Source organism: Sphingomonas sp. BRN-1R, assembly GCF_057748035.1.
The window spans coordinates 3,923,227-3,947,561 of sequence record NZ_CM173236.1; the positions used below are offsets into that span (position 1 = coordinate 3,923,227).

At 66.5% G+C, this 24,335-nt stretch carries 18 protein-coding genes and 4 pseudogenes; 9 read left to right on the top strand and 13 right to left on the bottom strand.

Going from position 1 to position 24,335, the window contains the following annotated elements; all coding sequences use genetic code 11:
- The first annotated feature begins 4 nt into the window (after positions 1-4).
- The 3 genes from AC3ANX_RS18245 to AC3ANX_RS18255 all read left to right on the top strand — a co-directional run bounded on the left by AC3ANX_RS18245 (position 5) and on the right by AC3ANX_RS18255 (position 4,149).
- Positions 5-2,092, top strand: a complete 2,088-nt coding sequence (locus AC3ANX_RS18245; protein WP_488334645.1) for a FlgK family flagellar hook-associated protein — start codon at positions 5-7, stop codon at positions 2,090-2,092.
- Positions 2,093-2,103: 11 nt separating this feature from the next.
- Positions 2,104-3,012, top strand: a complete 909-nt coding sequence (locus AC3ANX_RS18250) for a flagellin family protein (RefSeq protein WP_488334646.1) — start codon at positions 2,104-2,106, stop codon at positions 3,010-3,012.
- Positions 3,013-3,090: 78 nt separating this feature from the next.
- Positions 3,091-4,149 (top strand): methyl-accepting chemotaxis protein, encoded by a 1,059-nt coding sequence (locus AC3ANX_RS18255; protein WP_488334647.1) that lies wholly within the window; start codon positions 3,091-3,093, stop codon positions 4,147-4,149.
- An 18-nt stretch (positions 4,150-4,167) separates the two neighbouring features.
- Here AC3ANX_RS18255 and AC3ANX_RS18260 read toward each other — a convergent pair whose 3' ends face one another.
- Together AC3ANX_RS18260 and AC3ANX_RS18265 are read right to left on the bottom strand one after the other, a co-directional pair.
- Entirely contained in the window at positions 4,168-4,815 is a 648-nt protein-coding gene (locus AC3ANX_RS18260) for a FliH/SctL family protein (protein WP_488334648.1), read from the bottom strand.
- Between the two features lie 8 nt (positions 4,816-4,823).
- On the bottom strand, positions 4,824-5,837 hold the full coding sequence (locus AC3ANX_RS18265; RefSeq protein ID WP_488334649.1) for a flagellar motor switch protein FliG: 1,014 nt from the start codon (positions 5,835-5,837) through the stop codon (positions 4,824-4,826).
- A gap of 131 nt (positions 5,838-5,968) precedes the next feature.
- On the opposite strand from AC3ANX_RS18265, the gene AC3ANX_RS18270 reads away from it, so the two are divergent.
- The 4 genes and pseudogenes from AC3ANX_RS18270 to AC3ANX_RS18285 all read left to right on the top strand — a co-directional run bounded on the left by AC3ANX_RS18270 (position 5,969) and on the right by AC3ANX_RS18285 (position 10,120).
- Positions 5,969-8,710 (top strand): hypothetical protein, encoded by a 2,742-nt coding sequence (locus AC3ANX_RS18270; RefSeq protein ID WP_488334650.1) that lies wholly within the window; start codon positions 5,969-5,971, stop codon positions 8,708-8,710.
- Between the two features lie 40 nt (positions 8,711-8,750).
- On the top strand, positions 8,751-9,167 hold the full coding sequence (locus AC3ANX_RS18275) for a flagellar basal body protein (RefSeq protein ID WP_488334651.1): 417 nt from the start codon (positions 8,751-8,753) through the stop codon (positions 9,165-9,167).
- An 81-nt stretch (positions 9,168-9,248) separates the two neighbouring features.
- Positions 9,249-9,448 (top strand): annotated as a pseudogene (locus tag AC3ANX_RS18280) (transposase); the annotation flags it as partial.
- A 354-nt stretch (positions 9,449-9,802) separates the two neighbouring features.
- Positions 9,803-10,120, top strand: coding sequence for a hypothetical protein (locus tag AC3ANX_RS18285; protein WP_488334652.1), 318 nt, complete (start codon positions 9,803-9,805; stop codon positions 10,118-10,120).
- Positions 10,121-10,191: 71 nt separating this feature from the next.
- On the opposite strand, the pseudogene pelA reads toward AC3ANX_RS18285, so the two are convergent.
- From pelA to AC3ANX_RS18315, 6 genes and pseudogenes are all read right to left on the bottom strand, one after another.
- Positions 10,192-11,304 (bottom strand): annotated as a pseudogene (gene pelA, locus AC3ANX_RS18290) (pectate lyase).
- 356 nt (positions 11,305-11,660) lie between these two features.
- On the bottom strand, positions 11,661-11,936 hold the full coding sequence (locus AC3ANX_RS18295) for a hypothetical protein (protein ID WP_488334653.1): 276 nt from the start codon (positions 11,934-11,936) through the stop codon (positions 11,661-11,663).
- Between the two features lie 158 nt (positions 11,937-12,094).
- Complete coding sequence (locus AC3ANX_RS18300) at positions 12,095-12,283, bottom strand: maltose acetyltransferase domain-containing protein (protein WP_488334654.1); 189 nt, start codon at positions 12,281-12,283, stop codon at positions 12,095-12,097.
- A gap of 30 nt (positions 12,284-12,313) precedes the next feature.
- Complete coding sequence (locus AC3ANX_RS18305) at positions 12,314-12,721, bottom strand: TrmO family methyltransferase domain-containing protein (RefSeq protein ID WP_488334655.1); 408 nt, start codon at positions 12,719-12,721, stop codon at positions 12,314-12,316.
- Between the two features lie 202 nt (positions 12,722-12,923).
- Positions 12,924-13,271, bottom strand: a complete 348-nt coding sequence (gene copM / locus AC3ANX_RS18310; RefSeq protein WP_488336994.1) for a CopM family metallochaperone — start codon at positions 13,269-13,271, stop codon at positions 12,924-12,926.
- Positions 13,248-13,985: pseudogene (locus AC3ANX_RS18315) on the bottom strand (MauE/DoxX family redox-associated membrane protein); the annotation flags it as partial. The gene copM and the pseudogene AC3ANX_RS18315, both read right to left, overlap by 24 nt.
- A gap of 79 nt (positions 13,986-14,064) precedes the next feature.
- Between AC3ANX_RS18315 and AC3ANX_RS18320 the strand changes: the two are divergent.
- On the top strand, positions 14,065-14,472 hold the full coding sequence (locus tag AC3ANX_RS18320; protein WP_488334656.1) for a MerR family transcriptional regulator: 408 nt from the start codon (positions 14,065-14,067) through the stop codon (positions 14,470-14,472).
- 211 nt (positions 14,473-14,683) lie between these two features.
- Here the strand turns inward: AC3ANX_RS18320 and AC3ANX_RS18325 are convergent.
- Positions 14,684-15,046 (bottom strand): annotated as a pseudogene (locus tag AC3ANX_RS18325) (DDE-type integrase/transposase/recombinase); the annotation flags it as partial.
- A gap of 158 nt (positions 15,047-15,204) precedes the next feature.
- Between AC3ANX_RS18325 and AC3ANX_RS18330 the strand changes: the two are divergent.
- On the top strand, positions 15,205-17,682 hold the full coding sequence (locus AC3ANX_RS18330) for a glycosyl hydrolase 115 family protein (protein ID WP_488334657.1): 2,478 nt from the start codon (positions 15,205-15,207) through the stop codon (positions 17,680-17,682).
- 283 nt (positions 17,683-17,965) lie between these two features.
- Here AC3ANX_RS18330 and AC3ANX_RS18335 read toward each other — a convergent pair whose 3' ends face one another.
- From AC3ANX_RS18335 to AC3ANX_RS18350, 4 genes are all read right to left on the bottom strand, one after another.
- Entirely contained in the window at positions 17,966-18,877 is a 912-nt protein-coding gene (locus AC3ANX_RS18335) for a dioxygenase family protein (protein WP_488334658.1), read from the bottom strand.
- A 77-nt stretch (positions 18,878-18,954) separates the two neighbouring features.
- On the bottom strand, positions 18,955-20,241 hold the full coding sequence (locus tag AC3ANX_RS18340; RefSeq protein ID WP_488334659.1) for a HAMP domain-containing sensor histidine kinase: 1,287 nt from the start codon (positions 20,239-20,241) through the stop codon (positions 18,955-18,957).
- Positions 20,241-20,975 carry a response regulator gene (locus tag AC3ANX_RS18345; protein ID WP_488334660.1) on the bottom strand — a complete coding sequence of 245 codons (735 nt, stop codon included), beginning with the start codon at positions 20,973-20,975 and terminating at the stop codon, positions 20,241-20,243. Before AC3ANX_RS18345 ends, AC3ANX_RS18340 begins: the two co-directional genes overlap by 1 nt.
- A 203-nt stretch (positions 20,976-21,178) precedes the next feature.
- Positions 21,179-24,325, bottom strand: coding sequence for an amidohydrolase family protein (locus AC3ANX_RS18350; protein ID WP_488334661.1), 3,147 nt, complete (start codon positions 24,323-24,325; stop codon positions 21,179-21,181).
- Positions 24,326-24,335 lie beyond the last annotated feature (10 nt).

Consider the following 24,335-nt stretch of genomic DNA (forward strand, 5'->3'; position numbering starts at 1 on the left):
CCTCATGTCACTCAACGATATTCTCGGCACCGCCATATCGGGGCTCGCCGCGTCGCAAGCGGGTTTGCGCGGCGTTTCCAACAACATCGCCAACATCAACACGGCGGGCTACGCACGCGAGACGGTGGCGATCACCTCCAACGTCAACGGCGGCGTCACGATCGGCGAGCCGACCCGTGTCGCCGATCGTTTCCTGGAGGAGACCGTCTATCGCCGCGCGGGCGACGCGGGGCAGGCCGACGTCCAGACCGATTACAAGACGCGGCTCCAGGCGCTGCTCGGCGCGCCGGGGGATGCCTCGGGGCTGCCGGGCCGGATCGACGCGATCTCGTCCGCGGCGATCGACCTGACCGGCACGGCGGGCGCCACGCAGAAGAAAGCGGTGTTCGTCGCCAATGTGCAGGATGCGATCGCCGGTCTCAAGCAGACGCAGGCCGACACGCAGGCGCTCGCCGACGACATTGCGGGCGATCTCAGCGGCAGCGTGGACCGCGCGAACGTGCTGCTGAAGCAGATCTACACGCTCAACGGCACGATCTCGCAGGCGCAGGGGCTGGGGCGCAACAGCGCCACCGCCAGCGACCAGCGTGCGAGCGCGATCGAGGAGTTGAGCGGGCTGATGAAGGTGACGGTGCGCAACCAGAGCGACGGGCGCGTCACCATCGAAACCGCGAACGGCACCACATTGCTCGACAGCCGGTTGCGGCAACTGTCCTATCCGGTCGGCGAACAGGCTGGCGCGCAGGCGAGCTATCCGCCGATCACGCTGCGCTTCGGCGATGGCGACACCGCAGCCGGCAAGTCCACCGGGGATACGCTCGACGGCGGTTCGATCGGCGGCAAGATGGGCGGACTGATGGCGCTGCGCGACCAGACTTTGCCCGCCTTCGAGGAGAAGCTCGGCACGCTGTTCACCGGACTCGCCAACACCTTGAACGCCGCCAGCAACGCCAACACCACCGTGCCTGCGCCGAACAGCCTCGAAGGTCACGCGACCGGGCTGACCGCAACCGACCGGCTCGGCTTTACCGGCGCGGCGACTTTCGCCGTCACCGATGCGAGCGGGAAGCTCGTCGCCAAGACCAGCCTCGACTTCTCCGCGATGGGCGCGAACGCGAGCGTGGGGGACGCGCTGTCGGCGATCAACGCCGGCCTCGGCGGTGCGGCGACCGCGACGCTCGATGCGACCGGCAAGCTCACCCTCACAGCCGCCGCGAGCGGCAACGGCGTCGTGGTCGCGCAGGGCACCCCGGCGAGCGACCGGGGCGGCGCGGGCTTCTCGCACTATTTCGGTTTGAACGACGTGGTGCGCAGCGACGTGTCGCCGCTGGTCGCCGCCGGCTTCACCGCCAGCGACGCGAGCGGCTTCGCCGCCGGCCAGACCGCCGAGATCGACCTGCGCGACGGCAACGGCCGCATGCTCGCATCGCACGTCCTCACTCCGGCGGCAGGCGGCACGATCGGCGATCTCGTCACCCAGCTCAACGGCAGCGACCTCGGCCATTTCGGCAGCTTCGCGCTCGACGCGAGCGGTCGTTTCCAGTTCACCCCCAAGGCCTCGGTCGGCGGTGCGGCGATCTCCATCCCGTCCGATTCGACCAACCGGCTCGGCACCGGCGTGTCGTTCACGGCGCTGTCCGGGCTGACCGGCGCGGCCGCTGCGCTGACGAACGGCGGCGTGCGCGTCGATCTTGCCGGTGATACGCGCAAGCTGCCGATCGCGACGCTCGACACGTCGGCCGCGGTCGGCAAGCAGGCGCTCGGCACCGGCGACACCAGCGGCGCGACCGCGCTCGTCAACGCGCTGGCCGGCACCAGCGATTTCGGCACCGGCGGCAAGGCGAGCCTCGAAACCTATGCCGCCAATCTCGTCAACAGCGCGGGAATCGACGCGACCCAGGCGGCGAGCCGGTCGAGCGTCGCCAGCGCGAGCAAGACCGACGCGGTCAACCGGCGTGACAATTTCTCCGGCGTCAATCTCGACGAGGAACTGTCGCAGATGGTGGTGCTCCAGAACAGCTATTCGGCCGCCGCCCGCGTCATCACCACCGCGAGCCAGATGTACGACACCCTGCTCGACATGATTCACTAAAGGGACGATCCATGACCCGCATCGCCACCATTCCGCTCCAGTCCGTGCTGGTTTCGGGCATCCAGCGCGCGCAATCGCAGCTTGCGGTGTCGCAGGCGCAGCTCGCCTCAGGGAGCAAGGCGCCCGATTACGCCTCGCTCGGCACCGATGGCGTGCGCACCGTGTCGGCGCATTCGCTGCTCGCTCGGCAGAAGGCCGAATCGGGGGCGACCGCGCAGGCCAGCACCACCCTGTCGATCCAGGATACCGCGCTGTCCGCGATCGACAGCAGCGCGAGCGATCTGCGGACGCAGATCCTCAGCGCGATCGGCAGCGGCCAAACCGCCGGTCTGCAAAGCACGATCCAGGCGGCGTTCGAACAGTTTCGCGGCGCGCTCAACACCACCGAAGGCGGCATCGCCATCTTTGCCGGATCGCAGACCGACACCGCGCCGTTCAAACCGGCCACGCTCGCCGACCTCACCACCACCGACGCTACGGGCGCCTTCGCCAACGATCAGAAGCGCGCCACCGCGCATGTCGCCGAGGGGCAGGACATGACGGTGGGTGTGCTGGCGAGCGATGCCGGCGGCGGGCTGTTCGAGGCGTTCAAGACGCTCGCGCAGGCCGGTCCGATCGGCGCGACGATGACCGATGCGCAGAAGGCCGCGCTCACCGACGCGGTGTCGAAGATCGACAGCGGGCTCGGCCAGTTGCGCGACGTCAACGCCGAGAACGGCCGCAAGATGGCCGAGGTCGACACGCTCGACACGCGCGCGCAGGCGCGCACGTCGCTGCTCAAAAGCATCGTCAGCGACAATGAGGATGCCGATCTCGGGCAGGTCGCGATCGACATCGCCACGCGCAAGAGCGCGCTGGAGGCGAGCTATTCGGTGTTCGGGCAACTCTCGCGGATGAGCCTGGTCAGCTACCTGCAATGAGACAGGGCGCCGCACCGCTAACGCGAGCTTAACCTTGTCACCCCTACCCGCCGCACAGTGGTTGGGGTTAAGTGTGCAATGGGCGAGCAGACGATCGAAGCGCGGACGCAGGCGGCGTGGGCCGCGATTTGCCGCTCGCAGGCGGTCATCGAGTTCGCGCTCGACGGCACCGTCCTCACCGCCAACGCCAGTTTCCTCGCCATCTTCGGCTATACGCTGGGCGAGGTCGTCGGCCGGCATCACCGCATGTTCTGCGATGCCGATCTCGCGGCGAGCGCCGAGTACCGGACGTTCTGGACAAAGCTCGGCAGCGGCGCGTTCGATGCCGGCGTGTATCGCCGTACCGACAAGCACGGCCACGACGTGTGGTTGCAGGCGAGCTACAACCCGGTGCTCGACCCCGATGGCCGTCCGCTCAGGATCGTGAAGCTCGCGACCGACATCACCGAAGCCAGGCAGCGCAATGCCGAGAGCGAAAGCCGCCTCACCGCGATCGACCGGTCGCAGGCGGTGATCGCGTTCGATCTCGACGGGACGATCCTCGACGCCAACGCAAACTTCCTCGCCGCCTTCGGCTATGCGCTGGGCGACCTGGTCGGCCGGCATCACCGCATGTTGTGCACGAGCGAGGACGCCCGCGCCCCCGCTTATGCCGAGTTCTGGCGGCGGCTCGGGCGCGGCGAGTTCCATTCTGGCCGCTATCACCGTCGCGGCCGCGACGGGCGCGAGGTGTGGATCCAGGCGACGTACAACCCGGTGCTCGACGCCGAAGGCCGTCCGCGCCGGATCGTCAAGATCGCCACCGACGTGACGCGGCAGGTCAAGCTCGAACAGGAGGTGCAGCTCCGTTTCGAGGAGGCGCAGCGCTTCCAGCGGCAGCTTCAGCAGGGCAAGGAACAGCTCGAGACGACGATGGCGGAGCTGTCCGCGATCGTGCAGGCGATCGGCGGGATCGCCGCGCAGACCAATCTGCTCGCGCTCAACGCCACGATCGAGGCGGCGCGTGCGGGCGAAGCGGGGCGCGGCTTCGCGGTGGTGGCGGGCGAGGTGAAGAAACTCGCCGGCGACACGCGGCAGGCGACCGAGCGCGCCGCCGACATGATGAAACGCGGGACGGAGCGCGCGCTGGCGGCCTGACCCCCGGCGCGCCCGCCTTCACGCGCCCAAGAGCGGCCCCAGTTCGGCCAGCACCGCCGCGCGCCGTTCGGCGGCATCGAGCGTCACGCCGCCGCTGTCCCACGCGATGCGCGCATCGCCCGGCGCGAGCGTCGCATCCTCGATCACCACCAGCGCGAGCCGGCGGCGGTCGCGGCTCTGGCGGTCCGCGATGCGGGCTTCGACATCCTCGACCAGGGTGGGGTGGACCCGGATCGCGACTTCCTGCCCGCGCGCGATCTGCGCGAGGACGCGCGCGATCGCTTCGTCGATCGCCTGCACCGGCGCGAGCGCGACCGCGTGGCCGGCGAGCAGCTCGGCCGCCGCGAGCGCGACCTGCGCCGCGTCCTGCGCAAGCGCGTCGAGCACCGCGCCGTGGCGCTCGCCGATCTCCTCGATGCCGGCCTGAACCGCATCCGCCGCCGACAGCAGGGCAGCGTCGCGCTCGAGCCGCGCCTCGTTCAGTCCAGCCTCGAACGCTTCGGCACGCGCCGCCGCCAGCGCGGCGGCATGATCGACGCGGAGCGCCGCAATCTGCGCCTCGGCGGCGGCAAGGCGCAGCGCGACCTCGCTCGGCGAGCCCGACAGATCCGGCTCGACGGTGGAGAAGACGCGATCGAACGCGAAGGGGCGGGCCTGGAAGCTCATGTCGGCCATCAATAGACCATCGCCTCGTCATCCTTGGGATCGACCAGCACGATCTCGCCGCGATCGGCGAGCTGCTTGGCAAGCCGGACGAGCTGGCCTTGCGCCTCCTCGCATTCGCGCGCGCGCACCGGCCCCATGCCGGCCATGTCCTCGCGCATCATCTTGGCGGCGCGTTCGGTCATCGAACTGAGGAACAGTTGCTTCATCGCATCGGGCGCGCCCTTGAGCGCGAGCGCCATCATGCGCTTGTCGGCGTTCTTGACGACGGTGGCGATCGCGGCCGGCAGCAGGTTCGACAGATCCTCGAACGTGAACATCAGCGAGCGGATGCGCTCCGCCGAATCGGGCGACTTGGCGTCGAGCGCGTGGAGCATCGCCTCCTCGGTCGAACGGTCGAGCGCGTTGAACAGTTCGGCCATGCTCTCATGCGGATCACGCCGTTGCGAGCGCGACAGGTTGGACATGAATTCGCTGTGCAGCGTGCGCTCGATCTCGCCGACGATCTCCTGCTGCACCGGCTCCATGCGGAGCATGCGCTGGATCACGTCGATCGCGAAGTCGCGCGGCAACGCCGCCATCACGCGCGCGGCGTGCTCGGTCTTCAACTTGCTCATGATGACCGCGACGGTCTGCGGATATTCGTTGCGCAGGTAGGAGGCGAGCACGGTCTCGCTGACGTTGGAGAGCTTGTCCCACATCGTCCGGCCGGAGGGGCCGCGAATATCCTCCATGATGTCCTTCGCGCGGTCGCCCAGCACGTTGCCGAGCAACCGCTCGGTGGTCTCGAACGACCCGTGCAGCGAGGAGATGGTCGAAACCTCGCTGGAGAATTGCAGCAGCAGATGCTCCACGACAGGTGCGGCCACGCTGCCGAGCTGCACCATCGCCGCCGACAGTTCCTTGATCTCGTCGTTGCTGAGCTGTTCCCACAGCCCCGCGCCATTCTCCTTGCCGAGCGCGAGCAGCAAGGCCGCCGCGCGCTGCGGGCCGGAATAGCGTTTCAGCTCCGGCGGTTCGATCATGGGCGCCGTCATCGGCATCTGCGTCCCCTTTGCAGGTGTCCAAAAAAAGCTTCGGCCGCGCCATCCGGCAACGGTTTCTATACGCTATTATAGGATTACCGATGCGCGGTCGGTGAAAGGCGGTAAAGAAAGTGTCGATCAATTCCTCGAGCAACCTGATCGGGCTCTCCCTGCTGACGGGCGATGCCAGCCTGTTCAGCTCGGTCACCAGCAGCAGCACCGATGCGGCCGCCGCCGACACGCTGGCGGTGCGCAAGGCCAAGGCGCAGTTCACGCTCGCCGCCACCACCCCGCCGTGGACCGCCGCCACCTCCAAACTGTCGGACACCGCACAGGTCGCCGCGGTCAAGGCGATGAAGACGATCATCGACGCGACCACCGCCAAGAGCAGCACGCTGCCCGACGACGTGAAGACCAGCTTCACCGCGTACAAGGCGCTCGATTCGCTCCGCATCCTCGCGCAGGCGGCCAGCTCGACGACGGCAACGGCGGCGCAGCGCGCCAGCCTCGACAAGAGCTTCGCGCAAGGGCTGGCCGATCTCCAGACCTATCTCGGCACCGCGCCCTCCTCCAAGCTCGACCTCGCGTTCGCGCAGCCGACCCGGCGCGCCGACAGCGAAGTGATGGCCCCGCTCGCCGCCAACACCGGCACCGTCACCGGCACCACCGTCGCCACCGCGCGCGACGCCGCGCTCTCCGGGATGAGCGGGCAGGAGCAGTTCACGATCGCGATCAAGTCGACCTCGGGCAACACCGCCCTGCATGTCGACCTGGCGAACACGCAGCAGCCGCCGACACTCGATTCGGTCGCCGCCGCGATCAACGCCGCAATCCAGGCGATCCCCGCCAAGAATGCCGACGGCACCGTCGCCACCGACGATGCCGGTAATCCCAAGCCGCTCTATTCGGTCAAATTCGCCCCCGTGAAGACCAGCGACGGCTGGACGATGGGGATCACCGCGCCGCGTCTCGAACAGGTGTCGATCACCCAGGACAATGCCGCCGATGCGGTGATGGTCTCGGTCGGCAGCAGCGCGCTCGATGCGCCCTCGTCGGTGCGGATGCTGCGCTTCGACGATCCCGCCAACGCCGGCGCGCAGCACAGCTACGCGAGCGTGACCGCGCTCGACGCCGATGCCACCGCGCGCGCACAACTGCTCCCGCCCAAGGTCGCCACTCCCGCCAAGGGCGTTACGCTCACCACGCCTGTGGTCAATGCCTCGCTCACCGCCAACGCCAGCGCGACCGCGCCCGATGGCAGCACCTATGTGATCGGCACCGCCGCCGGCGATGTCGGCGCGCTGAACCTCGCCGGCAGCAGCGACCTGCTGCTCACCAAGCGCGACAGCGAGGGCAAGGTGGTGTGGCAGCGCATGCTGGGCGCGGCGGGCAGCGCATCGGGCGCGGCGGTCAGCGTCGCCGCCAATGGCGACGTGGTGGTGGCGGGCACCGTCACCGGCAGCTTCGACAGCCAGAACAGCGACGGCGACATGCTGGTGTCGCGCTACAATCCGAACGGCGAGGAGCAATGGTCCACGCTGGTGCGCGCGAACGGCGCCGACACCGCGACCGCGATCACCACCGCGCCCGACGGGTCGATCTACGTCGGCGGGAAGGCCGCGAATGGCGCGGCAAGCGGCGGCGGCGATGCATTCGTCGCGCGGCTGGGCGCGAACGGCAAGGTGCAGGAGCGCCGCCTTATCGACAGCGGCGGCAGCGACGGCGTGCAGGGTCTGGCCATTGACGGCGACGGCAACCTGCTCGCGCTGATGCACGCCGGAGCAGACACGCAGGTCCGAAAACTTCAGGGCGATGCACTCGCCACCGATCTCGGCCAGATCAGCCTCGGGCAGGTCGATGCGCGCGCGATTGCGGTCGGCGCCGACGGCACGGTCGCGGTTGCCGGCGCGACCAAGACCGCCGTCGCGGGCGCGCAGGCGAACGCCATCTCAGGGGGTCGCGACGGCTTCGTCACACGGATCGACGGCGGGCTGAACGGCGCGACCACATCCTATGTCGGCACCGGTGCCGACGACCAGATCGACAGCATCGCCTTCGACGGCGCGACGCTCTACGCCGGCGGGCGCACCACCGGCACGCTCGGCGCGGTCAAGACCGGATCGACCGATGGGTTCATCGTCGGCATCGACACCGCGACCGGTGCGGTCGGCACCGCGCGCCAGTTCGGTCAGGTGGCGACCCGGACCGATTCGGTGCAGGTCAGCACGGTCCACGGCGGGGCGAGTGCGCTCGGCGCGCTCGGGCTCAAGCTCGGCGTACAGGGCGCGCAGGATTCAACCCTGCTCACCGCTAGCACCTCGCTGCGCGCTGGCGACGAGTTCTCGATCCAGGTCGAAGGCGGCACGACGAAGAAGATCACCATCGCCGCCAACGATACGCTCACCACCCTCGCCTCGCGCATCCACCTCGCGACCGGGGGCAAGGTCAGCGTCACCACGCCCAAATCCGGCACCGGCAACGTGCTGCGGATCGAAGCCAAGGCGGGGGCTTCGGTCGAGCTAATCGCGGGTGCGAGCGGCAAGGACGCACTCGCCAAGCTCGGCCTCCCGGCCAAGAAGCTGACCGTGCCCGATCCGGTCGCGGCGAACGCGCCGAAGGTGCGCCCCGGCGGCAGCTACGGGCTGGGCCTGTCCTCCGCGCTGCGCCTCGACACCACCGACGACGCCAAGGCCGCGCTTGGGCAGCTCACCGCCGCGCTGTCGATGACGCAGACCGCCTATCGTTCGCTCTACTGGGATGCCAACAAGGCGGCGACCGTCAACGGAACCAACGCGAGTACATCGAGCGTCTCCGCCTACGACAAGGCGAAGCTCGCCAGCTACACCGACGCGCTCGCGCGTCTCACCGGCTGATCGTGACCAGCCCCCACCCCCTCGCCTTCAGGACTCGGACATGAGCCAGCAACTCCCCTCGCTCCTCGCCGGCATCGGCGATGCGATGCGCTATCTCGATACGCGCAAGGACGTGATCGCGCGCAACATTGCCAACGGCGACACCCCCGGCTTCAAGGCGCGCGACACCGCGCCCGCGAGTTTCGCGGGCATGGTGCAGAGCGGCGCGGCCGGCGTGGCCGCGCCCACCGTCGAGCTGAGCAGCAGCATGATCGCCATGGGCGCGCGAAACGTGAAGGCCGGCAACATCGTGCTCGACCATGACGTGACCGAGACCAAGCCAGACGGCAACAACGTGACGCTGGAGGATCAACTGCTCAAGCTCGGCAACATCCAGCAGGATTTCGCGACGCTCACAAATCTGTACCGCAAGCAGATGTCGCTGCTGAAGACCGCGCTCGGCAAGAACCAGGGCTAGCACTGCTTTGGCAGGTTGAAGGCGCCAGTCGGAATCTTCGTTGGTTCCTGTTTGTCGGTGTAGGCTGACGGACGTACGCCGATGACGGTGGACGAGAGCTGGCGGACCGATCTGGAGCGATGGCTTGAGCCGTTTTGGCGGGGTTGTCACATCCAGCGCGGCGCAAGATGTGCGCGCAGTACATCGCCGGTCTGATTGGTCCTGGCGACCGCAAGAGCGTGCAGCCGATGGTCGCGCGGGGCGGGAACGACGGCTACGACCAGCTTCACCATTTCGTAGCTGCGTGGATACACGCTGCCCGCATTGCCACGAGCCGCTCGATCCGTCTTCAACACGCAACCTGCCGAAGTAGTGCTAGGGGATACGTGCTTCGCTGTGTTGGGCGAAGACCATGTCGTCACCTACGTGGCGGTCGTCAGAGCGTAAACGGGGTTCAGCGGCGTCGGACGCTGCGTGAACCGTCCGGTTTGCGGTTCGCGGGTGCTTGGGCTGGCGCGCGATCCCCGACGCTGGGTGATGTGGCAGGTGATCAGGATGCGACCGGCACAAAAAGGACACGTCTCGGCGTGACCGGAGACCCGCGCGGATAAGTCACCGGGCCGATGCGTTGTCCCCGCGATCAAAAGGAGCGCGTAATGACAGACACGTTCAAGCCGACCGCGAAAATGGCCGCTAACGCAGCGAAAGGACTGAAGCTGCGCGAAGCATTCGGACGCGGTGGTACCGACGTCGGCGTGCACCGGGCCCACCAGCTCGTGGATCAGAAGGCGCTTTCGGCGGAGGACATCACCTCGATGCACAGCTACTTCGCTCGGCACGAGATCGATAAGCAGGGAAAGTCGCACGCATGGGGCTCAGACGAGGATCCCTCCGCCGGCTATATCGCCTGGCTGCTCTGGGGCGGCGACGACGGCAAGGCATGGGCGGACCGCCACCACCGACCAATTCGATGAACCGCGCCTATCCGCCCCAAAGTTCGATTGCGTTTTCGATAGGGTGTTGGGCGAGCTTTTGCCGAGCTTCGCTACCGGCCTGTGGAGCCGCCCCACCGCGCATACGCTCCGGCCACGGCTGTGCCGGAATTTCCGAGCCAAGCATACCCATTGCGCCGCTCCAGGCTGATTTCGTTTACATCATCGTGAACGGAGCGATCGCGATCGCCGTAGATCGGTTGTCCGGTCGTGGGATCGTAGAAGCGCGCCCACAACGGGCTCGCCCCCGGTTGCTTCATCAGGCGGCGACCTCCCGATGTGCTTGCAGGCATCCAGACCACATCGTGCAACGCATGGCTGGCGAACCACGACGCCCCTGCGACGATCGCGTCGCGCATGGCAGGCGATGGTTGCGCCTGCTTCATCAAAAATCGCAACACCGCCGCACTTTCGCCGGTGCCAGCGCGATTGGCTCGAAGTTGCGTGCGCCGACGGGGGCGAGAGTCAGCGGGTCATATTGTTGCGCCCAGATCGTACGCTGCTTGCCGACCAGACCTGCGTTGCCAGCAACGTGCGGAACGCCCGCTCGAAAGCGCCTGCCGCCGCGTGGCGCACGGTGGCGGGTACGAAGGCATTATCGCCCTCGCCTCGGGCGACGCGCTGTAGCAGCTCAGTCACCTGGAGCATCGCGTCATCATTGAGCGTCAGTGCGTCGTGGTAGCTTCCCTGTAGCGGATAAACTTGCGGCCATCCGCCACCCGGAAACTCCGCCTGAAGCAGATACCGGACACCTTCAAGAACGCCGCGCGGTACGGCGCACCCTTCGCGCCTGGGCATTGCGCCTGAACCTTCGCGAGGAAGCTCAGCTCGGTCGTGGTCGCGTCGTTGTCGATCGTGCCGACGAAGCTCCAGCCGCCCGCGCCGTCCTGCGCCTCGTATATACCGGCACGTTCGTCATGTGCGATGAAGGATTGCCCGGCTTGCAGCGGCGGCGCGCGTCGATCCTGGTTCTTGCCCCACCCGCCCGTCGGTGTCTGGAAGCTGACGATGTTGTCGGCGATCGCCGGCGCGGGCGCCGTTCCGTACCAGCCTGTGTCCAGATCAAGCGGCATGATGACGTCATGCCCCTTCGCTTCGGGTGGAGGCGCTGGCGGCGTGCGGACGCCGCGCCGCTCGGCCGCGAGCACTGCCCTGTCCTGCGCCATGCTCGCAGCGGAACGCGCGAGATAAGCTTCCCAGCGGCGGCGGGACGCCTCCGGAAGGTTTGCGAGGCGCTCGCTCGACAGCGCCTTGGGCGTTTCGGTTCGCCCGATCACCGAGCCGGCGACGGGCGTCGTACCCGTCAGGCACAGCAGCCCCGCCACAAAAGCGGATCGCAACAGCGAAGCGCGACGCTCTGTTCGATCGGCCCCAGCTGCCCTGCCTCGCCGCTTTTTCAAGCGCGAGATTCGACAATTGTGCCGGATCGCGCGCTCGTGTTGACCTTCGCCATATCTCTTCCCCTTCGCCTGAGCCTTCACCCCGTCTCAGAGTGCAAGCGGAACCGCGTTGTCGAGCATCGTCACTTCGGCGGCATTGCCCGGCAGCGCGATCCGGACCGACAACGGACCAGCCGCGCGCGGAATCGTCCGCCGCACCTGCGCCGTCGCTTCTCGGTGGTGTGGGTGGTCTTCTTAGGGTCCGCAGCGGTGCCGATGCGCAGCAGGAACTCGGCCTCGGCCGCGCCGAAGCCCCCTGCGAAGATTGGGTCGGCGAGCCGTTCGATTCCGTCGAAGAGCGAGCGGATCTTGCCGACCTTCCACCCGGCGATGTGCGCGCCCGGCGTCAGCGCGATCACCCGGCCCTGCACCGCATAAGCATCGCCCAATGTCGCGGGGATGTCGCCGGGAACTCCGGGAGCGGGCCCGCACGTCGGTCGTCGGTAAACGACCGTGCAATGCGATCGAGATCGTCGTCCAGCGTCATCGCCAGCCCCTCTCCTGTTGTTGTGCGGGATTATGCAGGATGCTGGAAACCGGTGTCAACTTGACGTGTCATGGCCGGGGTCAGGTCGTCGGCCTCATCCCCCCGCTTCGCATTGAATTTCGCTAGAAGCATCTGGGCACGGCCGTAGGCGGCCGTGAGTTCCGGATCATCAGCGAGGTAAAGCTCACCGGACAACATTTTCGCCTTTTCGGACTTCATACGATCCACTCGCTGGCTCGAATTGCTACACTACCCTTCAGGCCAACCACCTTCTGCTGAACGCGCATGGTATCGGAAAGGCAGCAAACCAACGGTCTGCCACCTTCCGCCCTTCCCGAGGATGAGGGCGACCACAGGCGCGCCGTCGATCGCGTCCAGTCCCTCGACGTGGAGACATGAACCTTCCACGGCCACCACCTTGCATACAGTCACACCAAGGCGGTTGGGCCGGTTCTTGCCGCGCTGCGCGAAGATCGCGGTGAGCGGCCAATCCTCTCGACCTCGTGGGTGGCGCGCGCCCGTCTCGATCTTTTCAGGGGGAAGCCGATCGAACAGGAAAACGATCTCGGCATGGCTGAAAGCATCCAAGCCGGCGAGCGACTTTGCGATCGAAAAGCGTCGCGTCCAACTCGATAACGGCTCCGCCCCGATCGTCATCGATCGGCTCGGGCCTGCCCCCACGCACATGGCCCATAGGTTCGATCGTATATGGCATCACCTCACGCTACGGCCAATCGCATTTCCCAAAAAGATGGCATCAGGAACGCCGCGGGGCAGCTCAATCCATAGCACCAGAAGGCCTTGCCGTCTGTGTTTCCTTGGTGGTGAGCGTCCGCCGGAGCGAAGACGCGCTATGGGTTCACTTGGCGGCCGGCCGGGGATGGCGTGCGAGCCACCCCTTCATCTGCGCGATCTCCCGGTTCTGCGCGATGACCACGTCGCTCGCGAGCTGACGAACCTCAGGATCGCGGCCGTAGCGGAGCGCCACGCGCGCCATTGCAGTCGCTCCCTCATGGTGCGGGATCATACCGCGCACGAAGTCCTGATCCGCGTCGCCGGTCAGGGGCTGGTCCATGCTCGTCATCATGGCATCGTGCGCGGCACCATAGGCTGGGGGCGATGCCGTCGCCACGCCCGACGACGGCAGCGACATGACGTGAGCGCCGCCCGCAAGGCCGGGCGCCGCCAACCCCATCCACACCGCCATGGCGATCATCATCAGGTTCTCGGTGAGCGACAGGAAGCCGAGCGGCACGTTGCTGGAGCCGCCGACGCACGCGCATTTCAGCTCGCGCCTGTCGAGGTAAACCGCCTTGAACACCGACACCGCGCCCACCGTGCCAATGAACAGCGCGACCGGCGCCGACAGCCAGGTCAGCATTCCAGAGATCATCAGCACGCCCGCCAGCCCCTCGGCGAAGGGATAGATGTAGGAATAAGGCACCCACCGCTTCGCCAGAAGGTCGTAGTTGAGGAACATGGTGGCGAAGCTCTCGACGTTCTGGAGCTTGAGCAGCGCCAGCACCGCCATGCTGAACCCGATGAACCACTCGCCCGCGCGCAGCGTCAGCGGCGTGTGGTAGGCGGCGTGACTCGCGGCGAGCGCCATCAGCGCGGTCATCGCGAACAGCGCCGCGACGGGCTTGTAAGTGGTTGCCTCGGGATCCGCGACGGTCTTGCCGAAGTGGCGGCGCACGTCGTCGTAGCCGCCGATCCGCTCGCCCGCGATGAAGGTCTGCGGCGTCGTCTTTACCCCATGTTCGGCCTTGAAAGCGCCCGTTTCCTCGCGCGTGGTCAGCCAATGGTCGTCGACCGTATAGCCCTGACGCTGCAGCAGATCCTTCGTTTTCAGGCCGAAGGGGCAGACATGCTTGTCCATCACCATCCGGTAAAGGATGGCGGAACGCGGTTCGGCAATCATGGTCATGGCAGCGGCTTTCGAGATGATATCGGTCGGGTGCCACCCATATAGGGGCTGTACCATAGTACGGAGTCAAGGAATGCCTGGACTGACCATCGCCGGACTGGCCCAAAGCGCGGGCGTCGGTGTCGAGACGGTGCGCTTTTATCAGCGTCGCGGGCTGCTGGAGAAGCCCGAGCGGCCGAGAAACGCCGCGAACGGCGGGAGCGTGCGGCGCTACGGTGATGAGGACGTGCGCCGCCTCCGCTTCATCCGTTCGGCGCAGGCTGCCGGGTTCACGCTTGCGCAGATCGACGAGCTATTGGCTCTCGATGCCACCGACGACCGGACGCGGGTGCGTGAGCTTGCCAAGGAGCGGATCACGGCGCTGGATGCCAAGATCGCGGAACTGGAAAAGGCCCGCGCTTCGCTGCGCCGGCTCACGCAGAAGTGCGGCAGCGGCTCTGCCGGGCCATGTCCGATCCTCACCTCGTTCGAGCATCCCTGAGTTGAACCGCACTTCCCAATCGGAACGTGTTGCAAGACGGCCGGTGACGGCGCGCGTAGGCACCAAGATGACCAACTTGGCTTTCCCGGACCTGTCCCCCAACCATGTTTTTTTCCGAATAGCGCATCGGAGATGGGAAACGGGACCGTGCACTACTCTCAAGTGGCCGATGTTGATGGTCTTCTGGTTTCGTGGACATGGGTTTAGGCCAAGTTGCGTCCGGCCTGTTCCGGGTCCTGTTTTCGAGAGCGGAGTGGATCCGCCGGCGGTTGTAGTACCATCAGTATAGGCAAACAGATCGCGCCTGACATCTTCGCGAGTCGCCCATCGCCGCTGGCGAACGAGCGACCTTGAGGGTTTGGCTTTCATCGCAGTGAATTGCTTGCCGTACGCCGCCGATGCGTACTGGCTCCCGCAGTCTGAATGACAGACGACTCCTGCGACCGGCCGTTGCTGCTGCGCGGCATCATCAGCGCGGGGGGGGGGGCAGCTCGGTGCGCATGTGGTCGCGCATCGACCAGCCGGCGATCTTGCGAGCTGCCAAGTCGAGGACAGCCGCCAGGTACAGCCAGCCCCGGTCGCGGCCCCCGTGGCGCTTTGCGACGCTTGCAAGACGTTCACGTCGCGCGCACCACGCTGAACCGCTGAACCGATCGCAAAAGAGGCGTCTGATTTCTCATGAAGCTCTATGGATCTTCCACACATGGAAGGCGTGTGATGCGGAAATGCGTATTGCCACGCGGTATCCTGCTCTTGTCGCTGCTGTTGTTCTCGAGCGGCGTCGAGGCGAGGCCCGGCGAGCTTGTTGTGTTCGGCAAGGCAGCGGGGTTTCCGCTGGTGGCGTCGGGCGGCGTCGCGACCATCGTCTATGATGCAGGCGATGCACCAGTGGTGCGCCATGCGGCCCAGGATCTCGCTGGCGACCTCAGCACCGTTTCGGGCGTTCCGACGACCGCCGTCACTAACCTGCACGCCGCTGGCAGCGCGCCGGTGATCGTCGGCACGTTGGGCAAGAACCCGTTGATCGACCGGTTGGTCGCGACCCGCAAGCTCGACGTTGCCCGGCTGCGCGGGGCATGGGAAAGCTTCGTGATCGCCACCGTCGAACGCCCTGCGCCGGGGATTGCGGAGGCGCTTGTGATCGTGGGTAGCGACCGGCGCGGCACAGCCTATGGCGTGTACGAACTGTCCGAAGCGATGGGCGTCTCGCCCTGGTCGTGGTGGGCCGACGTCACGCCTCAGCACCATGCGTTTCTGACCGTCCCCAAAGGCACGCGTCGCTTCGGTCCGCCTTCGGTACGCTATCGCGGCATCTTCATCAACGATGAGGACTGGGGCCTGTTCCCGTGGGCGTCCCGCACCTTCGATCCGGAGCAGGGCAATTTTGGGCCCAAGACGTACGAGCGCATTTTCGAGCTATTGTTGCGGCTCAAGGCCAACACGCTGTGGCCGGCGATGCATCACACCAGCACGCCCTTCAACACCGACCCGGCCGACGCGAAGCTCGCCGACGACTATGGCATCGTCATGGGATCGTCGCATGCCGAGCCCATGCTGCGCGACAATGTCGGCGAATGGACCGCGCCCGCAGCCAACTTCAATTACGCCACCAACCCCACCGGCGTCGCTGCCTATTGGGAAGATCGCGTGCGCGCGAACGCGCGGTACGAAAGCCTGTGGACGCTCGGGATGCGCGGCATCCATGATTCGGGCATGGTGGGCGCCGCCACCACCGCCGACCGGGTCCGGCTGCTGGACCGCGTCATCACCGACCAGCGCACCATGCTGCGACGGCACGTCGATCCCGACCTGTCGCACGTCCCGCAGATGTTCGTGCCCTACAAGGAAGTGCTGGACGTCTATCGCGGCGGCCTGACCGTGCCCGGCGACGTAACGATCGTCTGGCCGGACGACAATTACGGCTACATCCGCCAGTTCCCAAGCGATGCCGAGCGCGAGCGCCCGGGCGGGAGCGGAGTATATTACCACCTCTCCTATCTGGGCGCGCCGCTTGCCTATCTATGGCTCTATACCACTCCGCCCGCGCTGGTTCAGGAGGAGATGACACGCGCCTGGGACCGGGGCATGCGCACGGTCTGGATCGCTAACGTCGGCGACATCAAGCCGGGCGAGATCGGGATCAGCCGCTTTCTCGACCTCGCCTGGAACGTCGATCGCTGGCGCGGGGCAAGCCAGCGGGCGTGGCTGAACGACTGGGCGGCGCGGACCTTCGGCGCGAGCGAAGGCCCCGCGATCGGCGCGCTGTTCGATGCGTATTTCCGCCTGAACTACGAACGGCGGCCCGAACATCTCGACCCGGCGCGCGGCGGCCATGGCTGGGGCGGGTTCACCCCTGCCGAAGCCGACGCCCGGCTGCGGCGCTTCGGCGCGCTGGTTACGGCGGTCGCCGCCGAAGAACCGCACATCCCTGCTTCATTGCGCGACGCCTGGTTCGAGCTGGTCGCATACCCCGTCCGCGCTGCCGCCGCAGCCAATGAACGCTTCTTCGCGACGCAACGCTACGCCATGCTGATCGACCGGGACCCGGCCATGGCCCGCTCCGCCGGGGCAGCCGCAATCGCGGCCGACCGCACGATCAAAGCGCTGACCCTCCGCTTCAACGAGGACGTGGCCGGCGGTAAATGGCGCCACATCATCGCCGAGGAACCGGCCGATCCGCAATGGCCGCAGTTCCGCACCGCGCCCGTCGCGCTCCCCGCCTCCGGCCTCGTCGCAGACCCTGCCGTGTTCCGCGAGGCGGTGGCACGCGCCGATCCGGAGCTTTCCGTCACCACGGTCGAGGCGGAGGCAGGGCGGCACGATCGGCAATGGCGTCTGGTCAGAGGTCTTGGTCGGGGGGAAGGAGCGCTGATCGCTCGAGCGCCCGGCGCCAGGCTTTCCATCGACGTAACCGTACCCGCTGGCTCTACGCGTGAGCTACAGGTGGGCCTGCTGCCGTTCTTTCCCGAGACGGGCGACCGGTCTCTTCACCTCGCGGTGACGATCGATAGTGGCTCCTCGCGGGAGATCGACGTACCGCGCGACGCTGAAACGCCAGCTTGGTCGACGGGCGTGCTCGATAACCTGCTCCGCGTTCCTGCGGGAACGCTTGCGCCGGGTCGACACCGCGTCACCTTCGTGGCGCGCGGCAGCGGCGTTGCGGTCGATCAGGTATCATTCGCCGCGGATACTGTAAATTCCGCTAAGTGAAGCCGGATCCGAGGTGGCTTAAATACAATACGGATCTCTGCGACCTCTATAAGCTATGCTTATGAAAGGCCGGAATCTGAGACAGAAGCTTCGCGACGGGGGTAGTTGTCTTCCCTCTTTTGCCCGACCCGATTGCCGCGTCCAAGCCTGCGACCGCTCGCACCTTCGGACGTTTGTCCAGAAGCCGCTCGCAACACCATAACCGGCCGGTGAACCGTAGTGACTGAGGCAAATCAGCCATTCGGTACCGCCGGCCGACTTCGGCCTAGCCGAAGAACGGTGCCTAGCGTGCTATGCCGATCAATGCCGTCGCGGTGTAGCCCGTCGTGGCGGCGGTGAAGGTCGGCGTCTGCTGAGTAATTTGTGCGGTGGTGTTGTCGCCGAAAACATTGTCGCTCGACAGGCTCACCTTGGCGAAGTTGGTTTTGCTCGACGGATAGGTCGTGGTGTCTGCATAAAGCGTGGTACAGAGCGCGCTCGGCATGCAGAACTGCGAGGTCAGCACCGCATATTTGCCGCTCAGCGCATTTGAAAGGCTGGAGAAAACTTCAAAATGCATGTGCGGCCAGCGGCCGTCGTAGCAGGCGGGGTAGATCGTCGTGAACGTCACCTGTCCGTTCGCATCCGTTACCTGCACGCCGCGCAAGTAGCTCTCCGTCGACGCGGTGTAGAGCGAGTAGTTGCCGCTGCGATCGCAGTGCCATAGATAGATCGCGTAACCAGCAAGCGGCGCGCACGAGGCATTCACGTTAACGAGCGTCAACGTGAGGACGACCTGAACGCCGGTGGCCACCGTGGTCGAGGAGATAAAGCTCGGACGAATGTCGCTGCGCTGGATGCCACTCATCGTCAGTATGTTGCTGGTCGATCCGCTCGCCGTGTTGGTGCCGTCGGCCGGGTAAGGACCAGCGGTCTCGGTCGGATCGGCGATGCAACTGCCGCTCGTGGTCGTGGTGGTTGCGGTAGTGGTCGTGGTTGCCGTCGCGGTCGGCGTCGGTGTGGGCGTTGCGGTCGCACCCGTAACAACCGTGGTCGTATCGGACGAATCGTCCGAACCGCCGCAGCCGGCAACAAGCGCGGCGGTGCCGACGCCTGCGAACCACTTCAAGGCACGCCTGCGTTCCAGCAATGCTTGTAAACGCGGAAGATCCTCGGCCAGGCTATGGCCGTGATCGTGGTGCGGTGGGTGTTGCATGCCGTCCCTCTTCTGGTTCGACACTTCGATTACCCCCCGCAGCGCACCGCCGAATTACATCTTTGTTGCAACATATTTCAGTGTGCGAGCGGCAAAGACACACGCACTCTTCCGCCGTGTTCGTGATTGGTCAACGCGACCGAGCCGCCATGCGCCTCGCCAATTGACCGAACGATGGCGAGGCCGAGGCCTGTGCCGCCGGTGGCACGGTTGCGTGACGGGTCACCACGCACGAACGGCTCGAATAATCGGTCTGCATTTGCGGGATCGAAGCCGGGGCCGTTGTCATCAATAGTGACCTCCACCGCCGCGGCTGTGACCGACCAGCTCAGCAATGCCGATCCACCAAAGCGAAGTGCGTTCTCGATCAGGTTCGCGAACAGGCGACGGAGCGCCTGCGGGTCGCCGCGCAGGACCGCGCGCGGCCCGGCCGCGAGGGACACCGCAGCACCGGCGACCGCCATGTCCTCGACCAGGCTGTCGAGCAGGCTGCCCAGGTCGATGCGTACATCGACGCCGCCCGCGGCCTCGTCACGCGCGAGCCGCAGAACCGCCGCGATCATCGCCCGCATCTCTTCGATATCCGCAACGGCGCGAAGGCGCGACGCATCGGGCAGGTGCTCGACCCAGAACGCGAGGCGTGACAACGGCGTGCCGAGATCGTGCGCGATCGCGGCGAGCATCGTCGTTCGGCTTTCGGCATGGCGGGTCAGGCGATCATGCATCCGCGTGACCGCGTGTGCGAGCTTGCGCACCTCTACGGGGCCGCCGCCCGGCAACGGCCCGAGCGGTACACCTGCGCGCGCATTGCTGGCCTGCTCGGCGATAGCGCGAAGCGGCCGCGAGATGGCGCGCGCGATCCACCATGTCGGCCAGGCCAGCAGCGCGATCGCCGCAAGCATCGCGCCGAGCGTCAGCCAGTGCCAGTGCGTGAAGAAGGGCGGCGGGCGGTCCTCCACCACCCGCCAACGCTTGTTGACCTGCCATCCTGCGGCGAACTGGCGCGTGATTGCTGTAGTGAACAGTCGTCGGCCAGGCTCGACCAGCACCACAACGCTTCCGGCCGGCGCGTCGAGCAAGTCTGCCAGCCGTCCCGCCAGCGCGGCATCCTCGCGCAAGCCTGGCGGTGCTGGCGGCGTGTCACGCATCGTAATGCGAAGCATCGGCCCGGGATCGCCCGGCTGGCGGCCCGTGCGTAACGCTGCGGCGATGCTTTCCAGACCACGCGGCGCTTCCTTGGGCGGCGGTCCGCTGAATGTTATCGCAAAATAGATGGCGGTTGCGGACAACACCGCGCCTATTACCAGCACGAAGATGGACAGCGTGATCGAGTTTGCCCGGCCTCGGGACGCGCCCGCGAGCATCACTGTGCCGTCACGTCGGCGGTGAACAGATACCCTTCGTTGCGGACGGTCCGGATCAGATCGTCGGCAACGTCACGATGCAGCTTCTTACGCAGCCGACTGATCTGAACGTCGATCGCCCGGTCAAAATGCTCGGCGTTGCTGCCGCGCGACAGATCGAGCAACTGATCGCGCGTCAGCACGCGTCGCGGTCGATCCACCAACGCGATCAGCAGCCGGAACTCGCCATCCGACAGGTTTATCAGCACGCCGTCGGGGTCGATCAGCTCGCGACCGACCGGATCGAAGCGCCACCCCGCAAAGCGCCGCCAGCTGCGGGCTGGTGGCGCTGTTGTCTCTCGCACCGCGCCGCGCCGCAGCACGGAGCGGATACGCGCCAGCAGTTCGCGGGGGTTCGCTGGCTTGGCGATGTAATCGTCGGCACCGAGTTCGAGCCCGACGATCCGATCGATGTCCTGCCCTATCACGGACAGGATGATGACGGGTGGACTTGAGGACCGGTCGAGTGCGCGCAGGATGGTGAGGCCATCTTCGCCGGGCATCATGATATCGAGCACGATCAGCGCATAGCGCTCGCGCTCGAGCGCGCTGCGCATCTCGCCGCCACTGGCAGCGGTGTCGACGATATAGCCGTGCCGACACAGAAACGCGGCCGTAAGCTCGCGGATACCAGGATCGTCATCAACGATAAGAAGGCGGGTCTCGAGATCCAAGAGCTTCGCTTGCTGGGACATCCGGGTTCGCTAGATCACGAACCTATCTCCAGCATTGCAGCGCCGCAATGTGGCGTCACGATTCTGCCGTCGAACGCAGCTCATTGGCGGACGACCTATAAGCGACATTGAGCGCATGCAACGCGATCCTCAACTCCGGACGCTTGTTCATTTGGTTCGAAGCGAATCGAAGTTGAAACGAGTTCCGGTGCGGTGCTTTACGGTTAGGCCTGCTGATGCGGATGCCAGTGATCTGCGCAGCATGACGCGCGTCCGCTCTCGACGTAACTAGCAGTCTCCCAAAAATGATGTGAATGCCCGTCGCGCGCCGGAAGTTCGCGGTTGCGCACGGCAGTATGCGCGGGCGCAGCGAACGTCGCCAGGAGATCGTCGGGCGTATGGACGTAACCGTTGGCGATCACCTTGCGGACGGCGGCGACGTCCTCAACGCGGTTGAGCGGGTCGCCATCGACGAGGATGAGGTCGGCGAGCATGCCGGGCGCGACACGGCCGATCGGCTCACCGAGGAAGTCTCCCGCGTTGCTGGTCGCGGTCTTCAGCGCGTCGACAGGGGTGATGCCGAACTTCACCATGCCGCGCAGGTTGAGGTGCAGGCTGATCGCGACCAGATCGATCGGCGCGTCGGTGCCGGAGATCACACTGCCGCCAAGCGCCATCGTCTGCTGGATCTGCGCGACCTGCCGCCGGAGCGAGGTGAGGAACGTGTTCGGGTCGCCATCGCGCATCGCGGTGACGCGCTGGATCAGCTTGGCATATTCCCAGGGCGGAAACAGCGTCTTGATGCGGGGATCGCGCGCGAGGCTGTCGTCGTCTCGGAGCAGTACGCTCGCCACGAACAGCGTTGGCGTGCGGCCGGCGTGCGCTGCGGCGAACAGGCCGTTCACGTCCTGATAGCCGCCACCGCCGCTGGTGATGGTGCGCGAATAGCCGTACCGATTGGTCGCGCCGAGATGCTCCATGCCGTCCATCCCGCTGAGCAGCGCCGGGTAGTGGTAATGCGAACTGAGGTGCATCCCCATCGCATGCGCCTGCTCGACAACCTCCTTTTGAATGTCGTGACGCAACCGCACGTAGGTCTTCACCATGTCATAATCGAGCGCCTTGGCGCGCGCCATTTCGAGCGCCATCTGCCCCGGCTCCGTCACCGGGCGCATGAAGTTGTAGTAGATGCGCGACCCGTCGACCGCCTCGCCGGTGGCGAAGTGCCGCGCGGCGATGCGTTTGCCGCTCTGGATCGCCTCGCGGTCCTCGACCATATGATAGGCGGGCGCGCCCGGACTACGCGTCGCAGTGACGCCCATCGCCAGCCAGATCCGGCCCATCCGGTCGCCGTAATTATACCCCTGCATCTGCCGGTGCGTATGCATGTCGACGAGGCCGGGCATCAGCGTGAGGCCGGCCGCGTCCTCGATCCTGGCATTGGCATCGCTGGCGCTGCCGGCCGCGGCAATGGCGGCGATACGGTTGCCGTCGATGACGATGTCGGCCGGACCGGCATAGCCGGCGCTGGTGCCGTCCCAATGGCGGGCGGTGCGCACGATCGTGCGGTCCTTCGGCTTGGCGTTCGCCCAGGTGAGGCGGCACGGCACGGAAACGGCCGGGCCGCCGGCGGCTGGTACTATCTTCAATCTGCCGCTGCTGAGATACAGCAGGTGGCGCGAATCTCCGCTCCAGCTTGGCGCATCGGTCACGTCGCTGGTTATGCGCTTCGGCGCGTCGGCAAAGCTGCCGTCGGGATTGACCGCCACCGTCCACAAGTTGCTGGCGAAGACATAGGCCAGCGTCTTGCCGTCCGGCGACCACACCGGCCCGTCGAGTCCGCGCACGCCGAGGGATTTGCCTGGCGCCACCGGGGTATAGCTGCCCTTGCCAGTGGCGACATCGACGGTGAGGATTTCCGAATGGCCTTCACGGTAGCGTGCGGTGACGGGTTTGAACGCGGCATAGGCGATGGTCTTGCCATCGGGGCCGAAGCTCGGTCGCCCAGGCTCCCACAGCGCACCAAACACCTTGCGCACCGCCCCCCCCGCCACATCGACGGTGTGGAGCGCGCCGTCCTGATCAAGAAAGGCGATCGTCCTGCCATCCTGTGACCAGCTCGGCGACACCGCGCCCTGGTCGGGCAGGTTGGTGAGTTGGCGCTCCGCGCCGCTCGCCATGTCGCGCAGCCAGATGTCGAGCGTACCGCCACGATCGCACGCATAAGCCAGCCATTTCCCGTCCGGCGACCAGGCGGGGTCGACCTTGTACCATTGGTCGGCGACGAGCGGCTTGGGCGCGCCGCCGATCGTCAGCAGATACAGATCGTTGAGCGCGCCGAACACGATCTGCCGTCCGTCGGGAGACAGTTGCGGGCCGACGATGCCGACCACCGGCTTGGGCGCGTCGCTGTAAAAATCCCGGGTCTTCTTCCGATAGGTCGGGGTCGCCACCGGCACCGCGCACCTGATCGCGACCACACTTCTGCCGGTGGCCGACCACCGCCGGATCTTGCCGCCCGACCCGTAAAGGAAGTCCGTTGCGATCCACGCGGGGCGGAACGGGTAGAGATCCTCGCCGACGATCACATCCTTGCCGTCGACCACCAAGGTCACGCCTTTGCCGTCGATCCGGGTGTAGGCGAGCCGGCCATCGGGCGCGAAGCTCGGCGCATGCAGTTCGGAGGCGTGGAAGCGGTCGGTCGAGACCGGGACCGAGGCGACCATCCGCGCCGCGCCGCCAGCGATATCCGCCACCATCAGCCGGGTGCCATCCGCGACATAGGCGATGCGCTTGCCATCGGCGGACCAGCACGGATCGGAATCCTGCGACGTGCCGGTCGAGAACGGCGTCACCGTGCCCGCCGCCACGTCGAGTAGGTAGATCGCATACCGGCCACCGGCACGATCGCTCGAGAAAGCAATGGCCTTGCCATCGGGCGACCAGCGCGGCTCGCGGTCATCGCAGGTGCCGTCGCTATGCTGGATGAGCGCACCGCCCTTCGCCGGCACCGTCCAGATGTGGAAATTGCCGGTGCGGTACGACTGAAAGGCGATGCGCTTGCCGTCGGGCGACCAGTCGGGCTGGCCGAGATCGTCATAGGCGCCGGTCAGCCGGGTCGGCACCCCGCCCGTAACCGGCACCGTCCACAGGATGCCGAGCAGATCGAACGCGACATGTCCACCATCCGGCGAGATCGCGAGCGCGACGTTCGTTGCATCCTCCACCGTTACCGTTTTGGTCGCCGGCGGAGCCACCCGGCCCGTGCCGCCTGCCCAGCTTGCGGCAGCGCCGGCGATGAGGGCGCCTGCGCTGCCCGCCGCGAGGGTTTCGCGGCGCGTCAGTCCGCCGCGCGAATGTCGATCCGTCATATGCTAACTC